This window comes from Lentzea sp. NPDC060358 (genome assembly GCF_042725365.1).
Taxonomy (GTDB): Bacteria; Actinomycetota; Actinomycetes; order Mycobacteriales; family Pseudonocardiaceae; genus Lentzea.
On the sequence record NZ_JBHXCW010000010.1, the window covers coordinates 49735 to 71624 of the forward strand.

26 protein-coding genes are annotated in these 21890 nt (G+C 70.4%); 21 read left to right on the forward strand and 5 right to left on the reverse strand.

The genetic code is table 11. From position 1 onward, the window contains the following. The first annotated feature begins 5 nt into the window (after positions 1 to 5). The 7 genes from ACFWGZ_RS03900 to ACFWGZ_RS03930 all read left to right on the forward strand — a co-directional run bounded on the left by ACFWGZ_RS03900 (position 6) and on the right by ACFWGZ_RS03930 (position 5862). On the forward strand, positions 6 to 1298 hold the full coding sequence (locus tag ACFWGZ_RS03900; RefSeq protein WP_382449936.1) for a hypothetical protein: 1293 nt from the start codon (positions 6 to 8) through the stop codon (positions 1296 to 1298). Positions 1299 to 1302: 4 nt separating this feature from the next. Beyond that, positions 1303 to 2058, forward strand: coding sequence for an ESX secretion-associated protein EspG (locus ACFWGZ_RS03905; RefSeq protein WP_382449937.1), 756 nt, complete (start codon positions 1303 to 1305; stop codon positions 2056 to 2058). Positions 2059 to 2192: 134 nt separating this feature from the next. Continuing rightward, positions 2193 to 2498, forward strand: coding sequence for a hypothetical protein (locus tag ACFWGZ_RS03910; protein ID WP_382449938.1), 306 nt, complete (start codon positions 2193 to 2195; stop codon positions 2496 to 2498). Position 2499: 1 nt separating this feature from the next. Beyond that, on the forward strand, positions 2500 to 3657 hold the full coding sequence (locus ACFWGZ_RS03915) for a transglycosylase SLT domain-containing protein (protein WP_382449939.1): 1158 nt from the start codon (positions 2500 to 2502) through the stop codon (positions 3655 to 3657). Positions 3658 to 3758: 101 nt separating this feature from the next. Then, positions 3759 to 4889, forward strand: coding sequence for a pyridoxal phosphate-dependent aminotransferase (locus ACFWGZ_RS03920; RefSeq protein ID WP_382449940.1), 1131 nt, complete (start codon positions 3759 to 3761; stop codon positions 4887 to 4889). Positions 4890 to 4948: 59 nt separating this feature from the next. Next, entirely contained in the window at positions 4949 to 5098 is a 150-nt protein-coding gene (locus ACFWGZ_RS03925) for a hypothetical protein (protein WP_382449941.1), read from the forward strand. A 38-nt stretch (positions 5099 to 5136) separates the two neighbouring features. Further along, entirely contained in the window at positions 5137 to 5862 is a 726-nt protein-coding gene (locus ACFWGZ_RS03930; RefSeq protein WP_382449942.1) for a potassium channel family protein, read from the forward strand. Here ACFWGZ_RS03930 and ACFWGZ_RS03935 read toward each other — a convergent pair. Beyond that, positions 5806 to 6408: an HAD family hydrolase gene (locus ACFWGZ_RS03935; protein ID WP_382449943.1), complete on the reverse strand. Its 603-nt coding sequence runs from the start codon at positions 6406 to 6408 to the stop codon at positions 5806 to 5808. The two genes, ACFWGZ_RS03930 and ACFWGZ_RS03935, sit on opposite strands and share 57 nt — an antisense overlap. A gap of 1 nt (position 6409) precedes the next feature. Next, positions 6410 to 7351 carry a threonine aldolase family protein gene (locus tag ACFWGZ_RS03940; RefSeq protein ID WP_382449962.1) on the reverse strand — a complete coding sequence of 314 codons (942 nt, stop codon included), beginning with the start codon at positions 7349 to 7351 and terminating at the stop codon, positions 6410 to 6412. A 182-nt stretch (positions 7352 to 7533) separates the two neighbouring features. On the opposite strand from ACFWGZ_RS03940, the gene ACFWGZ_RS03945 reads away from it, so the two are divergent. From ACFWGZ_RS03945 to ACFWGZ_RS03975, 7 genes are read left to right on the forward strand one after another with little or no spacing between them, the layout of a single operon-like run. Then, a complete protein-coding gene (locus tag ACFWGZ_RS03945) occupies positions 7534 to 8052 on the forward strand; it encodes a SigE family RNA polymerase sigma factor (RefSeq protein WP_382449944.1) in 519 nt (172 codons plus the stop codon). Between the two features lie 26 nt (positions 8053 to 8078). Then, positions 8079 to 8759 carry a hypothetical protein gene (locus tag ACFWGZ_RS03950; protein WP_382449945.1) on the forward strand — a complete coding sequence of 227 codons (681 nt, stop codon included), beginning with the start codon at positions 8079 to 8081 and terminating at the stop codon, positions 8757 to 8759. A 27-nt stretch (positions 8760 to 8786) separates the two neighbouring features. Beyond that, the gene (locus ACFWGZ_RS03955) at positions 8787 to 9374 is read left to right on the forward strand and encodes a TetR/AcrR family transcriptional regulator (RefSeq protein ID WP_382449946.1); all 588 of its coding nucleotides are present in this window, start codon (positions 8787 to 8789) and stop codon (positions 9372 to 9374) included. 57 nt (positions 9375 to 9431) lie between these two features. After that, positions 9432 to 9965 (forward strand): SigE family RNA polymerase sigma factor, encoded by a 534-nt coding sequence (locus tag ACFWGZ_RS03960; protein WP_329788600.1) that lies wholly within the window; start codon positions 9432 to 9434, stop codon positions 9963 to 9965. Next, positions 9962 to 10732 carry a hypothetical protein gene (locus ACFWGZ_RS03965; RefSeq protein ID WP_382449947.1) on the forward strand — a complete coding sequence of 257 codons (771 nt, stop codon included), beginning with the start codon at positions 9962 to 9964 and terminating at the stop codon, positions 10730 to 10732. Before ACFWGZ_RS03960 ends, ACFWGZ_RS03965 begins: the two co-directional genes overlap by 4 nt. A 25-nt stretch (positions 10733 to 10757) precedes the next feature. Then, positions 10758 to 12176, forward strand: a complete 1419-nt coding sequence (purB, locus tag ACFWGZ_RS03970) for an adenylosuccinate lyase (protein ID WP_382449948.1) — start codon at positions 10758 to 10760, stop codon at positions 12174 to 12176. Between the two features lie 2 nt (positions 12177 to 12178). Continuing rightward, positions 12179 to 12970, forward strand: a complete 792-nt coding sequence (locus ACFWGZ_RS03975) for an MOSC domain-containing protein (protein WP_382449949.1) — start codon at positions 12179 to 12181, stop codon at positions 12968 to 12970. Here ACFWGZ_RS03975 and ACFWGZ_RS03980 read toward each other — a convergent pair. Beyond that, the gene (locus tag ACFWGZ_RS03980; protein ID WP_382449950.1) at positions 12967 to 13407 is read right to left on the reverse strand and encodes a hypothetical protein; all 441 of its coding nucleotides are present in this window, start codon (positions 13405 to 13407) and stop codon (positions 12967 to 12969) included. The two genes, ACFWGZ_RS03975 and ACFWGZ_RS03980, sit on opposite strands and share 4 nt — an antisense overlap. An 88-nt stretch (positions 13408 to 13495) precedes the next feature. Between ACFWGZ_RS03980 and ACFWGZ_RS03985 the strand changes: the two genes are divergently transcribed. Both ACFWGZ_RS03985 and ACFWGZ_RS03990 read left to right on the forward strand, forming a co-directional pair. After that, entirely contained in the window at positions 13496 to 14371 is an 876-nt protein-coding gene (locus tag ACFWGZ_RS03985; protein WP_382449951.1) for a phosphoribosylaminoimidazolesuccinocarboxamide synthase, read from the forward strand. 50 nt (positions 14372 to 14421) lie between these two features. Continuing rightward, a complete protein-coding gene (locus ACFWGZ_RS03990; protein WP_382449952.1) occupies positions 14422 to 15072 on the forward strand; it encodes a DUF2334 domain-containing protein in 651 nt (216 codons plus the stop codon). Here ACFWGZ_RS03990 and ACFWGZ_RS03995 read toward each other — a convergent pair. Beyond that, positions 15035 to 15658, reverse strand: coding sequence for an MBL fold metallo-hydrolase (locus ACFWGZ_RS03995; RefSeq protein ID WP_382449953.1), 624 nt, complete (start codon positions 15656 to 15658; stop codon positions 15035 to 15037). The genes ACFWGZ_RS03990 and ACFWGZ_RS03995 overlap by 38 nt on opposite strands. 66 nt (positions 15659 to 15724) lie before the next feature. Here ACFWGZ_RS03995 and ACFWGZ_RS04000 point away from each other — a divergent pair, with 66 nt between their 5' ends. Next, positions 15725 to 16849 carry a trypsin-like serine peptidase gene (locus ACFWGZ_RS04000; protein ID WP_382449954.1) on the forward strand — a complete coding sequence of 375 codons (1125 nt, stop codon included), beginning with the start codon at positions 15725 to 15727 and terminating at the stop codon, positions 16847 to 16849. On the opposite strand, the gene ACFWGZ_RS04005 is transcribed toward ACFWGZ_RS04000, so the two are convergent. Beyond that, positions 16833 to 17807, reverse strand: a complete 975-nt coding sequence (locus ACFWGZ_RS04005) for an NAD-dependent epimerase/dehydratase family protein (protein WP_382449955.1) — start codon at positions 17805 to 17807, stop codon at positions 16833 to 16835. The genes ACFWGZ_RS04000 and ACFWGZ_RS04005 overlap by 17 nt on opposite strands. On the opposite strand from ACFWGZ_RS04005, the gene ACFWGZ_RS04010 reads away from it, so the two are divergent. The 4 genes from ACFWGZ_RS04010 to purL all read left to right on the forward strand — a co-directional run bounded on the left by ACFWGZ_RS04010 (position 17806) and on the right by purL (position 21851). Continuing rightward, positions 17806 to 18339 (forward strand): hypothetical protein, encoded by a 534-nt coding sequence (locus ACFWGZ_RS04010; RefSeq protein WP_382449956.1) that lies wholly within the window; start codon positions 17806 to 17808, stop codon positions 18337 to 18339. The genes ACFWGZ_RS04005 and ACFWGZ_RS04010 overlap by 2 nt on opposite strands. Positions 18340 to 18688: 349 nt before the next feature. Then, positions 18689 to 18928: a phosphoribosylformylglycinamidine synthase subunit PurS gene (gene purS, locus ACFWGZ_RS04015; RefSeq protein ID WP_030465889.1), complete on the forward strand. Its 240-nt coding sequence runs from the start codon at positions 18689 to 18691 to the stop codon at positions 18926 to 18928. Then, complete coding sequence (gene purQ / locus ACFWGZ_RS04020; protein WP_382449957.1) at positions 18925 to 19596, forward strand: phosphoribosylformylglycinamidine synthase subunit PurQ; 672 nt, start codon at positions 18925 to 18927, stop codon at positions 19594 to 19596. Before purS ends, purQ begins: the two co-directional genes overlap by 4 nt. Continuing rightward, complete coding sequence (purL, locus tag ACFWGZ_RS04025; RefSeq protein ID WP_382449958.1) at positions 19593 to 21851, forward strand: phosphoribosylformylglycinamidine synthase subunit PurL; 2259 nt, start codon at positions 19593 to 19595, stop codon at positions 21849 to 21851. The genes purQ and purL overlap by 4 nt, the downstream gene beginning before the upstream one ends. The last annotated feature ends 39 nt before the right edge of the window (positions 21852 to 21890 follow it).

Below are 21890 nucleotides of genomic sequence, written 5' to 3' on the forward strand. Positions count from 1 at the left end.
GAGCCATGTCGGGATATCGGCAGCTCACTGACTGGAACTTCGACGGCTGGTCCAACCAGGATCTCGCGAACGAGGTCCAGAAGCTCTCGGGCACCACGGCGGCCACCAAGTTCGGTGAGGCCTCGGCGGCACTGCGCGAGCTGGCGGGCACGCTGGACTCCGTCGACAAGACGATCCAGGCCGAGCTGAAGAAGCTGGAAATCGACTGGGGCGGCACTGCGGCCGAAAAGGGTCGGCAGAAGACCGATGTGATCGCCAAAGGCGCTGACGACAGCAGCCAGGCGTCGGACCAGAACTCCCAGGCCATGACGCAGCAGGGTGAGAGCACCAGCACCGCCCGCTACAGCACCCCTCCCGCCCAGGACCTGCGCGGCGACACCCAGCAGAACTTCGGCGACAAGGTCGCGGGCTTCGTCGGCATCGAGACCGACCACGCCGCCGAGGTCGCGCAGACCAACCAGGCGCGTCAGCAGGCCATCGACAGCCTCACCGGCTACGTCTCCAACAGCCAGGGCTCCCTCGACGGCTTCCGCGCGCCCGACAAGGCCCCCGACATCATCGTGACCAGCGGTGCCGTGGCTACGCCCGTGGGCACCCCGGTCGGTCAGCCGCAGGTCGGCGCGCCCGGTGTCCCAGGCGGACCCGGCTTCACCGGCTCGCCCGGCAGCCCCGGCTCGCCCGGTGTCCCGCTCGGCGCGACCCCCGGCATCACCCCCGGCGGCGGCGTGCCCGGCAACTCCACCGGCATCCTGCCCGGCATCACCCCCGGCGGCGTTCCGACCGGTCCCGGTGGCCTGCCGAAGCCGATTCCGGTTCCGTCGGCGCTGACCACCGCCCTGGCCACGGGTGCGAGTGGGCTGGCCGGTGCGACCGGTGGCGCTCGTCCCCCGACGGTCGTCGGTGGTGGGCGTGGGCCCAGCCAGGCGCCGAAGACGCCCATCGCGCCCGCCGGTCCGAAGGGTGCGCCCAGCACCATCGGTGCGGGCAAGGGCGGTGGTGGCGGAGCCGGTGGTGGCGCGGGTGCCGCGGGCAAGGGGCCCGGTGGCGCGATGACGCCCGGTGGTGCCAGTGGTGTCGGGCCCGAGGCCAACCGGTCTGGTGCCGCTGCTGCGGGTCGTGGTGGCGTGGGGGGCAAGGGCGCCGGGTCGCTCATGTCGCCGGCCGCCAGTGCCGCCAGGGGCGAGGGCGAGGAGGACGGCGAGCACGTGCGCAAGTACGGCGTCGACTCCGACGAGATGTTCGGCGACGACCGGATGGTCGTCCAGTCCGTCATCGGCGAAGACCCGAAGGACCAGTAAGACCTTGAGCTCACCCGCTTCCGTGGTTCTGTCCGCAGTGGAGTTCGCCGTGGTCTGGGAGGCGCAACGCCTCCCGGCCGCGCACGTCGTGCTGGACACCCGGATCCCGTCCACCACCCACACCGAGAAGGCGGAGGTGGTGAAGCGGGCCTGGGAGTCGCTGGAGTCGCGCGACCTGGCCCGCAACGGGCGGGTCTCGCCCGAGCTCGCGGACTGGTTCGCGCTGCTCGGCAACCACCAGGTGGCCGTCGACCTGTGGATCTGGGCCGACCGGGAGATCAAGGGGCTCGCCGCGGCCATCGGCGACGAGGCGATCCTCGCCGTGCACGACCGCGACGAGGTGTGGCTGATCCAGGCCCGCGGCACCGCGCTCGCCGAGGCCGCGGTGTCGGTCGCCGGTGAGATGCCCGCCGGGTTCGGGCGCTCGATCAGCCTGCCCTACGACGACCTCGTGGCGGCGGCGAAGAACGTCGGGCTCGACGCCCAGCGCATGATCACCGCGTTGGAGCGCCAGGGGTTGCGCCTCGGCGACGCCCAGGAGCTCGCCGGCATGCTCGACGGCATCTCCACGCGCGGTCAGTTCGGCGTGCAGCGCAACGGGCAGCGCGCCGGCCGGGTCGTCTCCTTCCACGACACGCACAACGGGCGTTATCTCCGCCAGCTCAAGCCGAGCAGCGACGGCCGCAAGTGGTGCACGATCACGCCGGTCGACAACCACCGGCTCGCCGGGTCGATCTGGGAGCTGCTCGAAGAAGTCTGAACGCGGAACCTCCGGCCGTGCCCGCCCGTCGAATCTTCGCGGGCGGGCACCGTCGTCTCCGAAAGAGCGAATCGGCGTCGTGCTCGGCACAATTCGTTCTATGGTCTCGAGGGACGTCGAGGGGGTACGTGCGCATGGCTGTGGCGAAGTTCAACAGCGAAGCCATGGAACAGTGCCGCACCACCGTGAGCAGTCAGGCCGGGCAATTCGGCGCGATCGGTGACGGCTTTTCCAACCAGTACGGCAATCCGGACATCTTTGGAAAACTCGGATCTTCCGGATCTCTCGCGAGTGCCGTCACCGCACTGGACCAGGCGGGCGCCCAGGAGTTCGACGCGGCCGAGAAGGTGCTGCGCAAGGTCGAGGGCACGATCGACGTGATCCAGACCAACGTCGACGACGTCGAGGAAACCAACAAGAACTCGTTCAGGGTGGTGTGACGTGAGCGCGACGGACGAGGTCTCGGCACTGCCCGGCGGCGCCGAACTGGCCGCACTCGCCGACAAGGTCGACACCGCGCAACCCCAGGCGGTGCGCGACATCGCGAGCCGCTGGAAGCAGGCCGCGGGCAAGTGCGGCGACCAGACGACCGTGCTGCAGAAGTCGGTGACCCAGCTCGACGGCGCCTGGGAGGGCAAGTCCGCGGACGGCTTCGTCGCCTACATGAACACCGTGACGAAGTGCGGCACCGCGGCGGCCGACGCGCTCACCGGCGCCGCGACCGACCTGGAGGCGGCCGCGACCGCGCTGGAGACGGCGAAGTCGTCGATGAGCCGCATCTGCGAGAACCTCCTGAGCCGCGCCCGGCAGACGCGCCAGCAGCTGCACGGCCAGCCGCAGGAGGACGTCGACAGCGTCATCCGCGGTTACGTGGCCGAAGCCGTGTCGGACGCGACCCCCGTGATCTCCCAGGCGGAGTCGGCCCTGAACGCCGCCGCGGGCACCCTGCGCGGCCGCCCCGGCTCGCTGACGCCGAAGTTCTCGACCTTGGAGGACCCGAACGCGCAGTCGTTCGTCCCGGCCCCCGGCAAGCCGATCGAGTGGGCCCCGACTGCGCCGCCGGACGACTCGACCCAGCAGTCCGCCGTCGCGGACCCGCAACCCAAGCCCGCCGCCGTCGCTCCCACCGCGGACCACGGAGGCGGTGGCGGTGGTGGAGGTGGCGGCGCTTCCGGTGGCGGAGGCGGAGGCATGGGCGGCCTCGGCCCGAGCGGTGGCCCTCCGTCGGGCAGCCCGCCGCCCGGCAACGTCGAGGAGTGGATCCGCGAGGCCATCAAGATCCTCCAGGCGGCCGGCATCCCGGTCACCGAGGAGAACATCGACGAGATCTGGAAGATCATCGAGAAGGAGTCGAGCGGCGACCCGCGCGCCATCAACCTCTGGGACTCGAACGCACAGGCCGGCACGCCGTCCAAGGGCCTGATGCAGTGCATCGACTCGACGTTCAACGCCCACAAGCTGCCGGGCCACGACGACATCTGGAACCCGGTCGACAACATCATCGCGGGCGTCCGCTACACGTTCTCGCGCTACGGCGGCTTCGAAGGCCACCCCGGCCTCAAGGCGATGGCCCAGGGCGGCGGCTACCAGGGGTACTAGCGGCTGGAGGAGCAAGCGGGCCGGGTGTGTGAGCAGGCAGGTCACCTCTCGGTCCGCGAAGCAGGGCCGCCACACGCCGGGCGCGAGTTAGCCTGGCGGGCATGCTGACCGTGGCTGCTCGCGCCGACGTCCCGCCCTTCCACGTCATGGACGTGCTGTCCGCCGCCGCACGCCGGCAGCGGACCCACGGCGACGTGATCTCGCTGGCCGCCGGCCAGCCGTCCAGCCCGGCGCCGCGGCCCGTGCGCGAGGCGGCGGTGCGGGCCCTCGGCGAGCACGCGCTCGGGTACACCGAGCAGCTCGGCATCCTCGAGCTTCGGGAGGCCATCGCGGGGCACTACGCGCGGCAGTACGGGCTCGAGGTCGACGCCGACAACGTCGTGGTGACCACCGGGTCGTCGGGCGCGTTCACGCTGGCGTTCCTGTCGGCGTTCGACGCCGGGGACCGGGTGGCGTTGGCACGTCCCGGCTATCCGGCCTACCGCAACATCCTGAAGGCGCTGGGATGCGAAGTCGTCGAGTTGCCGTGCGGGCCTGAGACGCGGTTCCAGCCGACCGTCGAGATGCTCGACCCCGGGCTCAAGGGCGTGATCGTGGCCAGCCCGGCCAACCCCACCGGCACGGTCGCGCACGTCGAGCCCATCGCGCGGTGGTGCGAGGACAACGGGGTCCAGCTGATCAGCGACGAGATCTACCACGGGATCAGCTACGGCGAGCCGCTGCGGTGCGCGTGGGAGACGTCGCGGGAGGCGATCGTCGTCAACTCGTTCTCCAAGGCCTTCGCGATGACCGGGTGGCGGCTGGGGTGGATGCTGCTGCCGCAACGGCTGCGCAGGGCCGTGGACTGCCTCACGGGCAACTTCACGCTGTGCCCGCCGGCGCTCGCGCAGTACGCCGCCGTCGAGGCGTTCCACGAGGACTCCTACGCGGAGACCGCGCGGGACCTCGAGCGGTACCGGGTGAACCGCGACCTGCTGACGCAGGGGCTCGTGGACCTCGGCATCGACAGGCTCGCGCCCGCGGACGGCGCGTTCTACGTCTACGCGGACGTCCGGCACCTCACCGACGACTCGATGGACTTCTGCCGCCGGCTGCTCGACGACACCGGCCTCGCGATCGTGCCCGGCATCGACTTCGACCCCGTGGACGGGCACCACTTCGTGCGGCTGTCGTTCGCGGGCTCCACTCCGGACATCGAGGAGGCCCTGCGCCGGCTCAAGGCGTGGCTCTGACCACGAGGAGCAACAAAACGACGCTCCCGGACGTTCACGGGGAAAGAGGGAGGAACGCCATGTGGGCGATCATCGGGTGGCTGGTCGCGATCTGGATCGTGCTGGCCGTTGTCGGCGCCGTCGTGAAAGGCCTGTTCTGGCTGACCGTGATCGGCGTGCTACTCCTCGCAGGCACCGCCGCTTACGGGGCGGTCAAATCCAGGCGATGACCCTGGATTAATTCCAGAGCACCGCTCACCATGGGGCGGTGCTGGTTGCCAGCGAGGCCCGCCTCGAACGGTGGGAACGGAAGGTCGAGTGGCCGTTGACGGCACTCGCCGTGCTGTTCCTCGCCGCTTACGCGTGGCAGGTGCTGGACGACCACGCGGCGCTGCACCTCCCGCTCGAGATCGTGTTGTGGCTGGTCTGGGGCGTGTTCGCGGCCGACTACGTCATCCGGTTCACGTTCGCGGTCGACAAGTTCCGGTTCCTCAGGACGCACCTGTTCGAACTGGCCGCCGTTCTCCTGCCGATGATCAGGCAGTTGCGCGTGCTCCGGTTGATCACCGTGATGACGTTGCTCAACAAGAAGTTCCAGCACAAGATCAGGCAACGCGTCAGCATTTACGTCGCCGGTGTGACGATGATCGTCGGCTTTTGTGCGAGCCTCGCCGTTCTCGACGCGGAAAGGCACGCGGAGAACGCCAGCATCACCACGTTCGGCGACGCTTTGTGGTGGACGATGACCACCATGTCGACGGTCGGGTACGGCGACCGCTACCCCGTCACGGCAGAGGGGCGGTTCGTCGCGGCGCTGCTGATGATCGGCGGCATCGCGTTGCTCGGTGTCATCACCGGCACGATCGCCAGCTGGCTCGTGGAGAAGCTGCGCGGTGTCGAGGTGGCGGAGCTCGAGACCGCGCAGGAACTCCGCGACCTACGGGCCGAGATCGCCGAACTCCGCACGCAGCTCCGTGCGCGCAGCGAGGGCTGACGTCCACAGGCGAGCGTCCCAGCCCGCCGCGAGCGCACCGTCCACGTTGGACTGGCGGTCGTCGTAGAAGACCACGTCGGACGGCGGCACGCCGAGCACCGACTCCACGTGCTCCCAGATCGCCGCGTCGGGCTTGGCGCAGCCGAGGTCGCCCGAGAACACCAGGTGGCGGAAGTGCCGCGCCCACGACACCTTCTCGGCCAGCCGCGCGAACGTCGACGGCGCGTTCGACAGCAGCGCCAGCGGCACGCCGAGCGCGGCCAGGTCCTCGATCAGCGCCACGGTCCCGACCACCGGGTCGTCGAGCCAGCCCGCGTTGTCCATCGCGGTGAGCTCGAAGACCAGGGCGTCGTCCAGGTCCACGCCCAGCGAGCCGCCGATCCCCGCCCAGTACGCGGCGTCGGTGCCGCCGCGGTCGTAGGCGTCGCGGTCCCAGTACGCGGACTCGAAGACCTCCATGCTCACCCCGAGCTTCGCCGCCATCGCGGGCCGCGCCGGGTTCCGCTGGCTGATCACCTCGCCGAAGTCGAACACGATCCAGCGCATCTCAGACGTCCTCTCGTAGGCGGCGCAGCACCTCGGCGACGTCGGACGAGCCCACGTCGCCGTGCGTGACGAACCGGACCTTGCCGGACATCGGACTGGCGGCGATCCCGACCTCGCGCAAGGACAACAGCGTCTTCTCCAGGTCCGGCACGGTGGCCAGCACGATGTTCGTGGCGGGCTCGTCGACCTCCCAGCCGAGCGCCCGCAGCCCGGAGGCCAATTCATAGGCATTCGAATGATCGTCGGCCAGCCGGTCGATCCGGTCGAGCGCCACTAGACCCGCGGCCGCGAGCACCCCGCCCTGCCGCACGCCGCCGCCGAGCATCTTGCGCACGCGCCGGGCCTCCACGACGAACGACGCCGACCCGGCCACCACCGACCCGACCGGCGCGCCGAGGCCCTTCGACAGGCACACCTGCACGGTGTCGACCCCCGCGGCCAGCTCGGCGGGCGTCACCCCGAGCGCCACCGAGGCGTTCCACAGCCGGGCGCCGTCGAGGTGCACGGCAAGGCCCGCGGACCGGGCGGCGGCGACCAGGTCCAGGTGGTCGTCGACCGAGGTCACGGTGCCGCCGGAGGAGTTGTGCGTGTTCTCCAGCGACAACAACGTGGTGCGCAGGCCGTAGTACGGCGACTCGCCGCCGGCCGCGGCGACCACGGCCGCCGGCGACACCACGGGCAGCGCGTGCGGCATCCCGCCCGCCAGCCACGCGGCGGTCCCGAGCTCCGCGTCCAGCACGTGCGCGCCCAGCGGCGCGAGGAACCGGTCGCCCCGCGAGAGGTGCAGGTAGAGGGCGATCAGGTTGCCCATCGACCCCGAGGGCGTCCACAGCGCCGCCTCGACGCCGAGCAGGTCCGCGACGCGCTCCTCGAGGGCCGCCATCGTCGGGTCGTGGTCGAGGACGTCGTCGCCCACCTCGGCCGACGCCATCGCGCGGCGCATCTCCTCGTCGGGGCGGGTGACGGTGTCCGAGCGCAGGTCAATGGGGGTCACGCCGCCGATCACATCACATCAGGTGAACGACCGAGGGGGTGATGTAGCTCTCCCCGGAGGTTCGTGCAACCGTGAGTGCCTCAGATTCCGTCCTGGCAGTGCAACCGAGGAACGAGCGGAGAGCAGTCCGCGTGGATCAGCGCGACGAGCAGGAGTTCGCGGAGTACTTCGTGGCTCGCCGTGAGGCCGTGCGCCGAACGGCATACCTGCTGTGCGGCGACTGGCACCGCGCCGACGACTTCGCCCAGACCGCGTTCGTGGCACTGCACAGGAGGTGGCGCAAGATCCGGGACAAGCAGGCTCTCGACGCCTACGTCCGGCGCAGCGTCGTGCGCGCGGTGATCGACGAGTCGCGCCGTCCGTGGCGGCGCGAGAAGTTCACCGACGAGCTGCCCGAGTCGCCGACGACGGACAACGAGATCGGCGACACCGTCGCGACGCGCGAGGCGTTGATGAAGGGCCTGCGCAGAGTCCCGCCCCGGCAACGGGCCGTGCTCGTGCTGAGGTTCCTCGAGGGCCTCGACGTGACGGCCACGGCCGAGGTGCTGAAGTGCTCGGAAGGAACTGTGAAGAGTCAGACCGCGCGCGGGCTGGAGGCACTCAGGGAAGCTCTGGGCGACGCCGTCGACGACCTGCGACCGGCGTCGTGACCGGCGGGAACGGGAGGAGGACGTAGATGGACGAGCAGAAGCTCGCGGACCTGTTCCGCGACGCCGCGCACGACGCCCCACCGGCGTCCTTCGACGCCGGTGACGTCCGCACGGCCTCGCGCCGCGCCACGCTGCGCAGGCGCAACTCGATCGCCGCCGGCACGGCTTTCGCCGTCGTCCTGGGTTTCGGCGGCGTCCTCGCGGCGAACTCCTGGTACGGCGAGGACGGCGGCGGCTCCAGCGCCGCGGGGCCTGTGCAGCAGCAGAGCGAGGCGGCACAATCGCCGATGACCCTGATGGAGGCGCAGCCTCAGACGAACAAGGATTTCCCGGGTGACGCATCGTCCACGCAGGGGGACGTGTCGCCGCCGGGGAGCACCGGTTTCTCGACCGGTGCACGCGCAGTGCAGGGCTGCGCGGCGGTGGACCGGGAGCTCGCGGACGCCCTCGCCGGCGAGCTTTCGGTCTCACCCACCTCCGCCGAGCCGCCCTCGGTGAGCTGCTCGACCGCCTCGCGCTCGGCCGCGTTCGAGGTCGGCGGCCTCACGATCACCGCGGTCGTCACGCCGGACGAGTTCCTGCCACCTGCGGGCGCCGAGAAGGTCAGGACCGCCCGCGGGCAGGACCTCTACGTGTTCACCCGGGGCGACGGGGAGCTGAAAGGCCAGGCCAAGCGGGTCGCCGACGCACTGGCCCCGAAGTTCTGACCGACCGCCCAGTACCCTGGCTCGACTATGACGGCAGCAACCCCGAAGGGTGAGCGCAGGCGGCAGGCGCTCGTCGAGGCCGCGGCCGAACTGCTCGTGGAGGGCGGGTTCGACGCGGTCCGGCACCGCGCGGTCGCCGAACGCGCAGGTCTGCCGCTCGCGTCGACCACGTACTACTTCGACTCGCTGGACGAGCTCGTCACCGCCGCCGTCGAGCTCCACGGCCGCGGCGAGCTGGAGAGCTGCCGCCACCGCCTCGCGGCCACGCCGGCGCAGCGGCTCGCCGACGACGGTGTGCTGATCGAGTTCATCCTCGACCTGCTGGTCGGCGAGGCCGTGACCGACACCGAGACGATGCTGCTGCGCTACGAACGCCTCGTCGCGACCGGCCGCCGCCCGTACCTGCGGCCGCTGATGCGGGTCATGTCGAAGGAGCTGCACGAGCTGATCGCCGAGATCTTCGCCCGCTCCGGCCGGGAGATCTCGCGCGACCGGGTGGAGGAGCTGATCGCGCTCGTGGACGGGTCGGTCGTCAACTCGTTCATCGAGCTGAAGTCGGACCCGAGGGGCGTGGCGGCGAGGATGCTCCGTTCAGCTCTTTCGCGTCACGTGTGATGCAACCTCACGTTCCCCCGACGCGTTCCCCTGGGTGAGGACGCGAGAGGGGATCGCATGCGCAAGGCCGATGAGCAGGGCTTTCGCGAGTTCGCGGCAGCCAATGCCGCGTCTTTGCGACGCACTGCCTATCTGTTCTGTGGCGACTGGCACACGGCTGAGGACCTGATGCAGTCGAGCCTCATGAAGATGTACATGGCCTGGAAGCGCATCAAGGACCTCGACAACCTGATCGCGTACGCCCGCAAGGTGCTGCTGCGCACGTGGCTGGACGAGAAGCGCAGGCCGTGGCGCAGAGCCGAGCAGCGCGACGGGGAGCTGCCCGACGCCGCCGACGCCACCGTGGACCCGGACACCACGAGCGCGAAGCTGTGGGCACGTGAGCTCGTGCACACCGCGCTGCTGCAGGTGCCCCCGAGGCAACGAGCGGTGCTCGTGCTGCGTTATTTCGAAGACCTCTCGGTCGCCGAGGTGGCGGTGGCCATGGGGTGCACCGAGGGAACGGTCAAAAGCCAGACGGCGCGCGGTCTCGCGACACTGCGCACCATCGTGGAGAAGCTCGACAACAGTTCGGGGAGGGTCGCGTCGTGAGTGAGCAGGAGATCCGCGAGGGAATGCTGCTGGCCGTCTGGGACGAGCCGCCGCTCGACTTCGACCCCGACCAGCTGATCAGGCGGGTCGAGCAGAAAAAAAGTCGTCGACGAGCGCTGGTCGCTGTGGGCGTGGCTACGGCGGTGATCGCCGTGGCGTCGTTCTCGCTGCCGGGTCTGCTGCCGCGCGACCGGGACCAGCAGTTCGCCTCCGAGGTCCAGACGAGCGAGTCGTCCGCCGCGCCGAGCGAATCAGCCGAGAAGCGCGCCCGCCGCATCGGGGACGCGCTCGCGTCGAGGCTCGACGAGGTGATGCCCGGTCTCAAGGACATCTACGGGGACCTCCGCGTCGGCCGGTACCCCGTCTACGGGGGCTTCGGGTCGACGCCGCCCACGAGCAGCAGCAAGAGGCCGGGCGACCCGGACCTCTCGGGCTACCTGCAGCTGACCGACGACATCGGGCCGACGGCGCTGCGCGTGGAGGCGGGCGAGCTGGGCTTCTCGCCTTCGAGCTTCTGCGCCGCGGCGACCACGTGCCGCGAGTTCCCGCAGGCCGACGGCACGGTCGTCCACGAGGCCGAGTTCAACGAGGGCGGCTCGGAGGTGGCGCGGGCGGAATCCGTGCGGGTGTTCGACAACAAGTTCGTCGTGCGGATCACCAGCCACAACTACAACCCGGTGACGAGCGCCGGTCTGCGGCAGACCGTGCCCATGCGCGTGGGGGTGCTCACAACGCTCGTGACCTACTCCGGCATCCCCTGGCAGTGACGTCGCGGTGCACTAGCCTGGCGGCGTGAGCAAGCCGCGCATCGCCAACGTCCTCGCAGGTCGCTACGCCTCCACGTCGCTCGCGACGCTCTGGTCGGCCGAGCACAAGATCGTGCTGGAGCGCCAGCTCTGGCTCGCCGTGCTGCGGGCCCAGGCAGCGGCCGGCATCGACGTGCCGGCGACGGCGGTCGCCGACTACGAGCGCGTGCTGGAGCAGGTCGACCTGGAGTCGATCGCCGCGCGCGAGCGGGTCACGCGGCACGACGTGAAGGCGCGCATCGAGGAGTTCAACGCGCTCGCGGGCCACGAGCAGGTCCACAAGGGAATGACCTCGCGCGACCTGACCGAGAACGTCGAGCAGCTGCAGGTGCTGCGGTCCCTGGAACTCCTCCGGTCCAAGGTCGCCGCCGTGCTGGGCCGCCTCGCGCGCCTCGCCGCCGAGCACTCCGACCTCGTGATGGCCGGCCGCTCGCACAACGTGGCCGCGCAGGCCACGACGCTCGGCAAGCGGTTCGCGACCGGTGCCGACGAGCTGCTGGTGGCGTTCTCCCGGCTCGACGAGCTGATCTCCCGGTACCCGTTGCGCGGCATCAAGGGCCCGGTCGGCACCGCCCAGGACATGCTCGACCTGCTCGGCACGCCGGAGAAGCTGCAGGAGCTGGAGCAGACCGTCGCGGGCCACCTCGGCTTCGAACGCGTGCTGACCTCCGTCGGCCAGGTCTACCCGCGCTCGCTCGACTTCGACGTCGTCTCGACGCTCGTGCAGCTCGCCGCGGCGCCGTCGTCGGTCGCGAAGACCATCCGCCTGATGGCGGGTCACGAGCTCGTGACCGAGGGCTTCAAGCCCGGCCAGGTCGGCTCCAGCGCCATGCCGCACAAGATGAACACCCGCTCGTGCGAGCGCGTCAACGGCTTCGCGGTGATCCTGCGCGGCTACCTGTCGATGGTCGGCGAGCTCGCGGGCGACCAGTGGAACGAGGGCGACGTGTCGTGCTCGGTGGTGCGCCGGGTCGCGCTGCCCGACGCGTTCTTCGCGTTCGACGGCCTGCTGGAGACGTTCCTGACGGTGCTCGACGAGTTCGGCGCGTACCCGGCCGTGGTCGCCCGCGAGCTCGACCGCTACCTGCCGTTCCTCGGCACCACGAAGGTGCTGATGGCGGCGGTGCGCGCGGGCGTCGGCCGGGAGACCGCGCACGAGGCCATCAAGGAGAACGCGGTGGCCGTCGCGCTCGCGATGCGCGAGCAGGGCCTCGCGGAGAACGACCTGCTGGACCGCCTGGCCGCCGACTCGCGCCTCCCGCTCGACCGCGCCGCGCTCGACGCGCTGCTCGCCGACCGCCTGTCGTTCACCGGGGTGGCGTCGGCCCAGGTCGCGTCCGTCGTGGAGCAGGTCGCCGCGGTCGTCGACAAGTACCCGGCCTACGAGCCGGAGCCCATCCTGTGATCGTGTCCGGCCTGCACGTCTACCCGGTGAAGGGGTGCGCCGGGACCTCCGTCGCGTCCTCGCCCGTCGACCTCACGGGGTTGCGGGACGACCGGATGCTGATGCTGGTCGACGACGAGGGCGTGTTCCTGTCGCAGCGCAAGGTTCCGGCGATGGCCGCGCTGCGACCGTCCCTCGTGGACTCCTCGCTGGTGGTCGGCGGGGAGTCGTTCCCGGTCGTGCCGGAGGGACAACGGGTTCCGGTCGTCGTGCACCGGTGGCAGGGCTCCGGCATCGACCAGGGCGACGCGCCGGCCGCGTACTTCTCCGACGTGCTCGGCAAATCCGTGCGGCTCGTGCGCACGCCCCCGGACCTGCACCGCGAGTCCGGCGGCCGGACCGCGGGCCTGGTCGGGTACGCGGACGCGCACCCGCTGCTGGTCGTCTCGCTGTCCTCTGTGGACGGTCTGAATGCGCGAATCCTGGAACGCGGCGGCGAGCCCGTGCCGATGAACCGCTTCCGCCCCAACGTGGTCGTGTCCGGCTGGCCCGAACCGCACACCGAGGACCGGGTGCGGCGCGCGGTGATCGGCGACGTGGAACTGGGCTACGCCAAGGACTGCGTGCGGTGCGCGGTGCCGATGGTCGACCAGGAGACCGGTCTGCGCGACGGCCCGGAGCCGACCAGGACGCTCGCCACCTACCGGCGCGACCCGGACGGCGGCGTCACGTTCGGCATGAAGGCGGCCGTCGTGGCGACGGGCACGATCGCGGTCGGCGACAAGATCGACGTGCTGGAGTGGGCCGCGGGTTAGGCCTTCTGCCAGCGCAGGCGGTCGCCGCGCTGCGGGTCCTTGCGGCACACCAGCGGCTCGTTGAGCAGGCCGATGCCGCGGGCACCCTCGGGGTCGCACGTCGCGCCCTCGTTGACGAGCAGTCCGCGCTGGGGCGAGTCGGTCGTCGTCGGCGGCTGCTGCTGCACGGGCGGGGCGCTCTGCGTGGGCGGCGGTTTCGGCTGCGTGGTCCGCGTGGTGGTCGTCGACGTGGCCGAGGTGGTGGTCTGGACCGTGATCTCGGCGAGGTCCGGGGTCGGCACGATGCTGACCGACTGGGTACCGCTCGTGCTCGGCGCGCCCGACGGGGGTCTGGAGGACACGGGGCTCGAGTCGAAGCTCCACCCGACCACGCCCAGCACGACGAGCAGTCCCGCGCTGATCAGCACAGGGATCCACAGCGACTTTCGGGTGAACACGGGTGCACTGTAGGTCTCTTTGTCCCAGGTTTGTAGTAGTGCGGGGTGTGCATCGGCGCCCGGTGCGTCGGCACGTAGGCTGACCAGCGTGTCCACGCTCGCTGACTACCAGCACGTCGCCCGCGGCAAGGTGCGCGACCTCTACGACGTCGACGACGAGCTGCTGCTGTTCGTCGCGTCCGACCGCATCTCGGCGTACGACCACGTCCTGAGCACGGAGATCCCCGACAAGGGGCGCGTGCTCACCGCGATGAGCGTGTTCTGGTTCGAGCGGCTCACCCCGAACCACCTCGTCTCCTGCGACGACCCGCGCATCCCGGCCGAGGTCCGCGGCCGCGCGCTGCTGGTGCGCAAGCTGCGGATGGTCGACGTCGAGTGCGTGGCGCGCGGATACCTGACGGGCTCCGGCATGGCCGACTACACGGCCACCGGCGCGGTGTGCGGGATCGAGCTGCCGGCCGGGCTGGTCGAGGCGTCCGAGCTGGACCCGCCGATCTTCACGCCCGCGTCGAAGGCCGAGATCGGCGCGCACGACGAGAACGTGTCGTTCGACGTCATCGCGGAGAAGCACGGCGTCGAGCTGGCGTCGAAGCTGCGCGACCGCACGATCGAGCTCTACCGCGAGGCGCGCTCGTACGCGTTGACGCGCGGCCTGATCCTGGCGGACACGAAGTTCGAGTTCGGGCTGTCGAAGGACGGCGAGCTGATCCTCGCGGACGAGGTCTTCACGCCGGACTCGTCGCGCTACTGGCCGGCCGAGGGCTACGAGCCCGGCCGCGTGCAGCCGTCGTTCGACAAGCAGTACGTGCGCGACTGGCTCACCTCGCCCGCCTCCGGCTGGGACCGCAAGAGCGACACCCCGCCGCCCCCGCTGCCCGCGGACGTCGTCGAGGCCACCCGCGCGCGGTACGTCGAGGCCTACGAGAAGCTGACGGGCCGGGCTTTCGCCGACTGGCTCGCCTGAGTTGGTCCCGGTGTCACGCGGACGTCACCACGGCGTGGCGCACTCGACGAGTGCACTCACAGCTCGTGGTCTCCCTGTCCGGCATCGGTCCGCAGACACTCGACCGGTGCGCTGATCTCGCCGCGGCCCTCGGCCCGCGGCAGGTGCCGCTGTCGCTGCTCGTGACCCCTCGCGAGCTCGGCGGGGCGCAGGACTGGGTGCGGCACCGCGCCGCGCTCGGTGACGCCGTCGTCCTGCACGGTCTCGGCCAACGGCGGTTGCCCGCCTACGAAGCCGGTCTGCTGCTGACGGGTGCGCGTGTGCAGATGGAAGCCATCGGTCTGAGCGCCGACACGTTCGCCCCACGGCGTTGCGTGGCGTCGCCCGGCACGTTGCTCGCGCTGGCCAAGCACCGGTTCCGGCTCTGCGCCGACGCGCACGCCGTCCGCGAGGTCGGCAGCGGCCTCGCGACCCTCGGGCGGCTGCACGCGCTGACCGAACGCACCAGCTTCGGCGAGCTGCGGTCGCTGGCGCTGGTCTACGCGGCGGCGCGGTCGGCCCGCCGCGGTGGCCTGACCCGGATCACCGTGGACGGGCGCGACCTGCACCGGCCCGGCGCGCGGCAGGCCGTGCTCGACGCCGTGGACATCGCGCTCGCCCACGCCGCCGAGCCGACCACGTACGTCAGACTGCCGTCTCCTCGCCGGGCGTCAGCTGCCTGACCTCGGTGCCCTCCGGCTTCAGCATCTCGAAGAACCGGGTGGCCATCCCGACGTGCGCGAGCGTCTTCTCGTGGATCGGCACGGCGACGCGCGGCCGGACGGCGCGCAGGAAGTCGACGGCCTCGCCGACCCGCAGCCACGGCGCGCCCGCGGGCACGCCGAGCACGTCGACGTCCTCGTCCGGCACGAACAGCGAGTCGCCGGGGTGGTAGAACGCGCCGTCGCCGAGGACGTACCCGGTGTTCGGGACGATCGGGATGTCCGCGTGGATCAGCGCGTGCTGCCCGCCGACGGCCTTGACCGCCAGCTCGCCGACCTTGAACACGTCACCCGGCCGGGCGACGGTCGCGTTCTGGACGTCGGGCGCGGTGCCCTCGTCGACGATCAGCTGCGCCTGCGGGTTGGCCTCGAGCAGCGCGGGCAGGCGTTCGGAGTCGATGTGGTCGAAGTGCTGGTGGGTGATCAGCACCGCGTCCAGGTCCGTCAGGCCCTCGAAGCCCGCGGAGAACGTGCCGGGGTCGATCAGGATTCGCGTCGACCCCGATTCCACGAGCACGCAGGCATGACCGAAATGGACAAGTTGCACAGATTCCTCCATTACCGACGTTTGGCGGGCTGACACGGTCAGGTGACGTCGGAAGTATCAAAGGGCATGAGGAAAACCCTGCAACTCCTCACGGCACTGGCACTCGCCCTGCCGATGACGACCTTTGTCCCTGCTACCACCACCTCTACACCTGCGCAGGCTTCCACGCCGCAGTCGCAGGAGATCGGCACCGAGGAATCCGTCTCGGTCCGCGTGGGTGGCGCCACCCGGACGACCCTCGTCGAACGACCCGGCTCCGGTTACGTGAAGCTGCACTTCACCGACCTGCGGATCCTGCCCGGTGACGTGCTCACGGTGTCGAACCCCGACGGCACCGAGAAGTACACGTACACCCGTGACCTGCGCTCCTCCCTGACGGCGACGGTCGACCAGTCCGGCTTCTGGGCCATGTCGATCACCGGCGACCGGGCCGTGGTCTCCGTGACGAACCCGCTGTCGCGCGTGCGGATCGACAAGCTGACGCGCGGCTACACCGAGGCCGAGATGTCGGCGCAGCCGTCGGTGAAGAGCATCTGCGGCACGAACGACTACAAGGACGCGGTCTGCTACCAGTCGAGCAACCCGACCGAGTTCGGCAAGACCGCGTCGGTGGCGAAGCTGCTGCGCAACGGCAGCTCGCTGTGCACGGCGTGGCGCGTCGGCCCGAACAACCGGATGCTGACCAACAACCACTGCTTCACCAGCACCAGCGGCATCGAGGTGTGGTTCAACTACCAGTGCCCGACCTGCGGTGGCACCAACTCCGCCACCACGACGAAGGTGCTGGCGTCCCAGGTCCTCAAGACCGACGCACCGCTCGACTACACCCTCTTCAGCGTCAACAACTTCGCGGCCATCAGCTCGTTCGGCTACCTCGAGCTGGACGCGCGCGTTCCGGCCGTGGGTGAGGAGATGTACGTCATCGGCCACCCGGCCGGGAAGCTGAAGAAGCTGTCGTTGCGCGACACCCAGAACGGCAGCGGCTACTGCATCGTGCGGGCGGTGCGTGTGAACGGCAACGTCTCGCAGTCCGACATCAGCTACATGTGCGACACCGAAGGCGGCTCGTCCGGCTCGCCGGTCCTGTCGAGGCGCACGCACAAGGTGATCGGGCTCCACCACTTCGGCGGCTGCCCGAACCAGGGCGTGCGCATCGACCTGGTCGCCGCGCAGATCAACTCACTGCTGTAAGGACCTCCTGCTCGTCCTGCTCGGTGAGCCCCGCCTTGCGGGGCCGGTCCAGCCCGAGGCCGCGCTCGTACTCCAGCGAGGCGAGCGCGGTCTCGGCGAGCGGCCGCGTCCTGAGCCCGTTGGCCAGCGCCCGGCCGACGTCGCGCCCGACCATCCCGGCCCACGCCCTCGGCAGCCACAACGGCAGCGACCGCGGCCCGGACCACGGGTTGACCTCGAGCCGCTCGAGCACGTCCTCGCCCACCGGCACCAGCTGCGTGCCGGGCGCGGCCGTCGCGCCGGCGATCTCGCCGATGGCCATCTGGAACGGCTGCACCGGCCCGGTCGAGTCGAACGTGCCGGTGACCCGCTCCTCGGCGGCGAACACGATCCACCGCGCGAGGTCCCGCACGTCGACGTGCTGGAACCCCAGGTCGGGGCTGTCCGGCACGACCACCCGCCCACCCCGGGCCATCCGCGCGGGCCAGTACCCGAACCGGTCGCTGGGGTCGTCCGGCCCGGTGATCAGCCCGGCGCGCACGATGAACTCCCGGCCGCGGACGGCCTCGTTGACGGCGTTCTCGCTGGCCACCTTGATGCCGCCGTACCGCTCGGACGTGAACTCCTCGGCCGGGTCGTCCTCGAGCGCGGGGTGCAGCTCGTCGGTCGCGTGGTCGGCGTAGACCGAGATGCTGGACACGAACGTCCAGTGCGGCGTCGTCTCCCCGAACGCCCGCAACGCCTCCCGCACCCAGGTGACCGAGTACTTCGACACGTCGATCACCGCGTCGAACCGCTCCCCGGCCAGCTCGTCGTAGGCGCCGGGCTCGTCGCGGTCGATGCTGACCAGCCGCGCGCCCTCCGGAACCGCACCCGAGGCGCCGCGCGCGCCGCACAACACTTCGTGGCCGCGGCGGACAGCCTCCGCCGTGACGGCCTTGCTGAGGAACACGGTTCCGCCGAGCACGAGGATCTTCATGCTCTCCAGCATCCGTCCGATCGGGGTGGGGTGCCACCGCGATCCGCTGTCGGCGGAACAGACCGTTCTGATGATCCAGTCTTGTTCGGGACCGGCCGATGAACGTTCCGTGAGTCTGCACGCCTTCGTCGACGAGTCGCGGCGAAACAACACCTACCTGCTGGCCGTGGCCGTCATCTCGCCCGGCCAGTTGACCAAGCTGCGCAAGCTGCTCATGGGCCTGCGCATGCCGAACCAGCGCGAGCTGCACTTCAAGAAGGAGACCCCGGCTCGGCGCAAGCAGATCCTGTCGGCACTGGTGCCGGCGGTGGTCCACGTCGACATCTATCTCGCGTGCTGCCGCAAGGGCGAAGAACAGGCACGCCAAACGTGCGTCGCGCGTCTGACGAACGACGTGCAGAAGATCGGCGTGACGCGGCTGGTCTTCGACAGCCGCGAGGTCCGTGACGATCACGACCTGCTGACCATCCGAACGGCGCTCGGCCGGTCGGCGTGGGGCACCGGCCTGTTCTACGAACACGTGCCCAGCTAACACGACCCGTTGCTGTGGATCGCGGACATCGTGGTCTGGTGCTACGGCGCGGGCGGTGACTGGCTGCGCCGGGTTCAGCCGTTGCTGGGCGAGGTCATCGACACGAGGACGCCCTAGAAAGCGCGAAGCACGGCGGCCGACCGTCCGGACGGGCACCGTGCTCACTTCTCCGGCTTACGGGCCGAAGCTGGTCCAAGATTAGCAAACGACACGGCCTGGACAAGCTGGTTCACCCGATGGTGGAGCCGCCTGAATATGTGCTGCCCAACACCTGTCGAGTTGATGAACACCCAGGTCAGGTAGGCTCTCCGGGTACCGCCAGCCCCCTCAAACCCGGGAGCAGTCTGTCGTGGCCCGAGTCGTCGTCGACGTCATGCCGAAGCCCGAAATTCTCGACCCGCAAGGCCAGGCGGTGGCGAACGCGCTGCCGCGTCTTGGCTTCGACGGCATCACCGCCGTCCGCCAGGGCAAGCACTTCGAGCTGGAGGTCGCCGACGACGTCGACGACGCCACGCTCGCCAAGATCGCTGAGACCTTCCTCGCCAACCCCGTGATCGAGGACTGGACCGTGCGCAGGGTCGAGGCATGAGGGTCGGTGTCATCACCTTCCCCGGCACGCTCGACGACGTCGATGCGCAGCGCGCCGTCCGCTACGCCGAGGGTGAGGCCGTGCCGCTGTGGCACGGCGACCACGACCTGAAGGGCGTCGACGCGGTCGTCGTGCCCGGCGGGTTCTCCTACGGCGACTACCTGCGCTGTGGCGCCATCGCGCGGTTCGCTCCGGTCATGCAGGAAGTGATCGAGGCCGCGAACAAGGGGATGCCCGTTCTGGGCATCTGCAACGGCTTCCAGATCCTCGCCGAGGCCCACCTGCTGCCGGGCGCGCTCGTCCGCAACAGCGGCCTGCACTTCGTGTGCCGCGACCAGTGGCTCAGCGTCGAGAACAACACCACGGCCTGGACCACGCGTTACGACGCGAAGGCCGAGATCCTCGTGCCGCTGAAGTCCGGCGAGGGCGGCTACCAGGCCGATGAGAAAACCCTCGACGAACTCGAAGGCGAGGGCCGCGTCGTCTTCCGCTACGTCGGCGAGAACCCCAACGGCAGCCGCAACAACATCGCGGGCATCACCAACGCCAGGGGCAACGTCGTCGGCCTCATGCCGCACCCCGAGCACGCCATCGACGCGCTCACCGGCCCGACCGACGACGGACTGGGCATGTTCCTGTCCCTGCTCGACACGGTGGTGAAGGCATGATCGACACCGTCAAGAACGCCGAGAGCACGCCCGAGCAGGACCAGCCCTACAAGGAGCTGGGCCTCAAGGACGACGAGTACGCGCGCATCAAGGAGATCCTCGGCCGCCGGCCGACGGACGCCGAGCTCGCCATGTACTCGGTCATGTGGAGCGAGCACTGCTCCTACAAGTCGTCCAAGGTGCACCTCAAGTACTTCGGCGAGACCACGACCGACGAGATGCGCGCCAAGATGCTCGCGGGCATCGGCGAGAACGCGGGCGTCGTCGACATCGGTGACGGCTGGGCCGTCACGTTCAAGGTCGAGAGCCACAACCACCCGTCGTACGTCGAGCCCTACCAGGGTGCGGCCACGGGTGTCGGCGGCATCGTGCGCGACATCCTCGCGATGGGTGCGCGGCCGCTGGCGGTCATGGACCCGCTGCGCTTCGGCAAGCCGGATGCGGCGGACACGCGCCGGGTGCTGCCCGGCATCGTCGCGGGCGTCGGCGGCTACGGCAACTGCCTCGGCCTGCCGAACATCGGCGGCGAGGTCGTGTTCGACGAGTCGTACCAGGGCAACCCGCTGGTCAACGCGCTGTGCGTCGGCGCGATGAAGGTGGAGGACCTGCACCTCGCGCACGCGTCCGGCGCCGGCAACAAGGTCATCCTCTACGGCGCGCGCACCGGCCTCGACGGCATCGGCGGCGTCAGCGTGCTGGCGAGCGAGACGTTCGACGACACCGCGGGCAAGCGCAAGAAGCTGCCGTCGGTGCAGGTCGGCGACCCGTTCACCGAGAAGGTGCTGATCGAGTGCTCGCTCGAGCTCTTCGAGAAGGGCATCGTCGTCGGCATCCAGGACCTCGGCGGCGCGGGCCTGTCCTGCGCGACGAGCGAGCTGGCGTCCGCGGGCGACGGCGGCATGCACGTCTGGCTGGAGCGGGTGCCGCTGCGGGCCACGGGCATGACCCCGGCGGAGATCCTCTCCAGCGAGTCCCAGGAACGCATGTGCGCGGTGGTCGAGCCGGCCAACGTCGACGCGTTCATGGAGGTCTGCCGCAAGTGGGACGTCATCGCCACCGAGATCGGTGAGGTGACCGAGGGCGACCGCCTGGTCATCACGTACCACGACGAGGTCGTCGTCGACGTGCCACCGCGCACCGTCGCCCACGAGGGCCCCGTCTACAACCGGCCGATCCAGCGCCCGGCCGACCAGGACGAGCTTCAGGCGAACACGCCGGACAGCCTGCCCAAGCCGGGGCGCGACGAGCTGCTCGCGCTGATCAAGTCGCAGGCGGCCAGCCCCAACCTGGCCTCCAAGCGCTGGGTCACCCAGCAGTACGACCGCTACGTCCGCGGCGGCACGGTCCTCGCGCAGCCCAGCGACGGCGGCATGATCCGCATCGGCGAGGAGACGCACCGCGGTGTGGCCCTCTCGACCGACTGCAACGGCCGCTACACCTTGCTCGACCCGTACGAGGGCGCGAAGCTGGCGCTGGCCGAGGCCTACCGCAACGTCTCCAGCACCGGTGCCACGCCGGTCGCCGTCACCAACTGCCTCAACTTCGGCTCGCCGGAGGACCCGGCGGTCATGTGGCAGTTCGAGCAGGCCGTGAAGGGCCTCGCGGACGGCTGCGCGGAGCTCGGCATCCCGGTGACCGGCGGCAACGTCAGCTTCTACAACCAGACCGGTTCCACGGCGATCCTGCCGACGCCGGTCGTGGGCGTGCTGGGCGTGATCGACGACGTGCGGCGCCGCATCCCCACCGGGATCGGGGCCGAGGCCGGCGAGACGCTGCTGCTGCTCGGTGACACCAAGGACGAGTTCGGCGGCTCGGAGTGGGCGCACGTCGTCCACGGCCACCTCGGCGGCCTGCCGCCGAAGGCCGACCTCCAGCGCGAGAAGCTGCTCGGCGAGGTCCTCGTCGCGGGCTCCCGCGACGGCATGGTCTCCGCCGCGCACGACCTCGCCGAGGGCGGTCTGGCCCAGGCGCTCGTCGAGACGTGCCTGATCGGCGAGACGGGTGCGCGGGTCTTCCTCGAAGGAGACCTGTTCACCGAGCTGTTCAGCGAGTCCGCCGGGCGCGTGCTGGTCGCCGTGCCGCGGACCGAGGAGCAGCGCTTCACCGACATGTGCACCGCGCGCGCCCTGCCGTGGCGCAAGGTCGGTGTCGTCGACCCGGAGTCGAACGCCCTGGAGATCCAGGACCTCGGCGAACTCCCGCTCGACGAGCTCCGCGAGGCCTGGGAGGGCACCCTCCCGGCGCTCTTCGACTGAGCCGCGCCGAACAGGAGAAGGGCCCCGTCGCGAGACGGG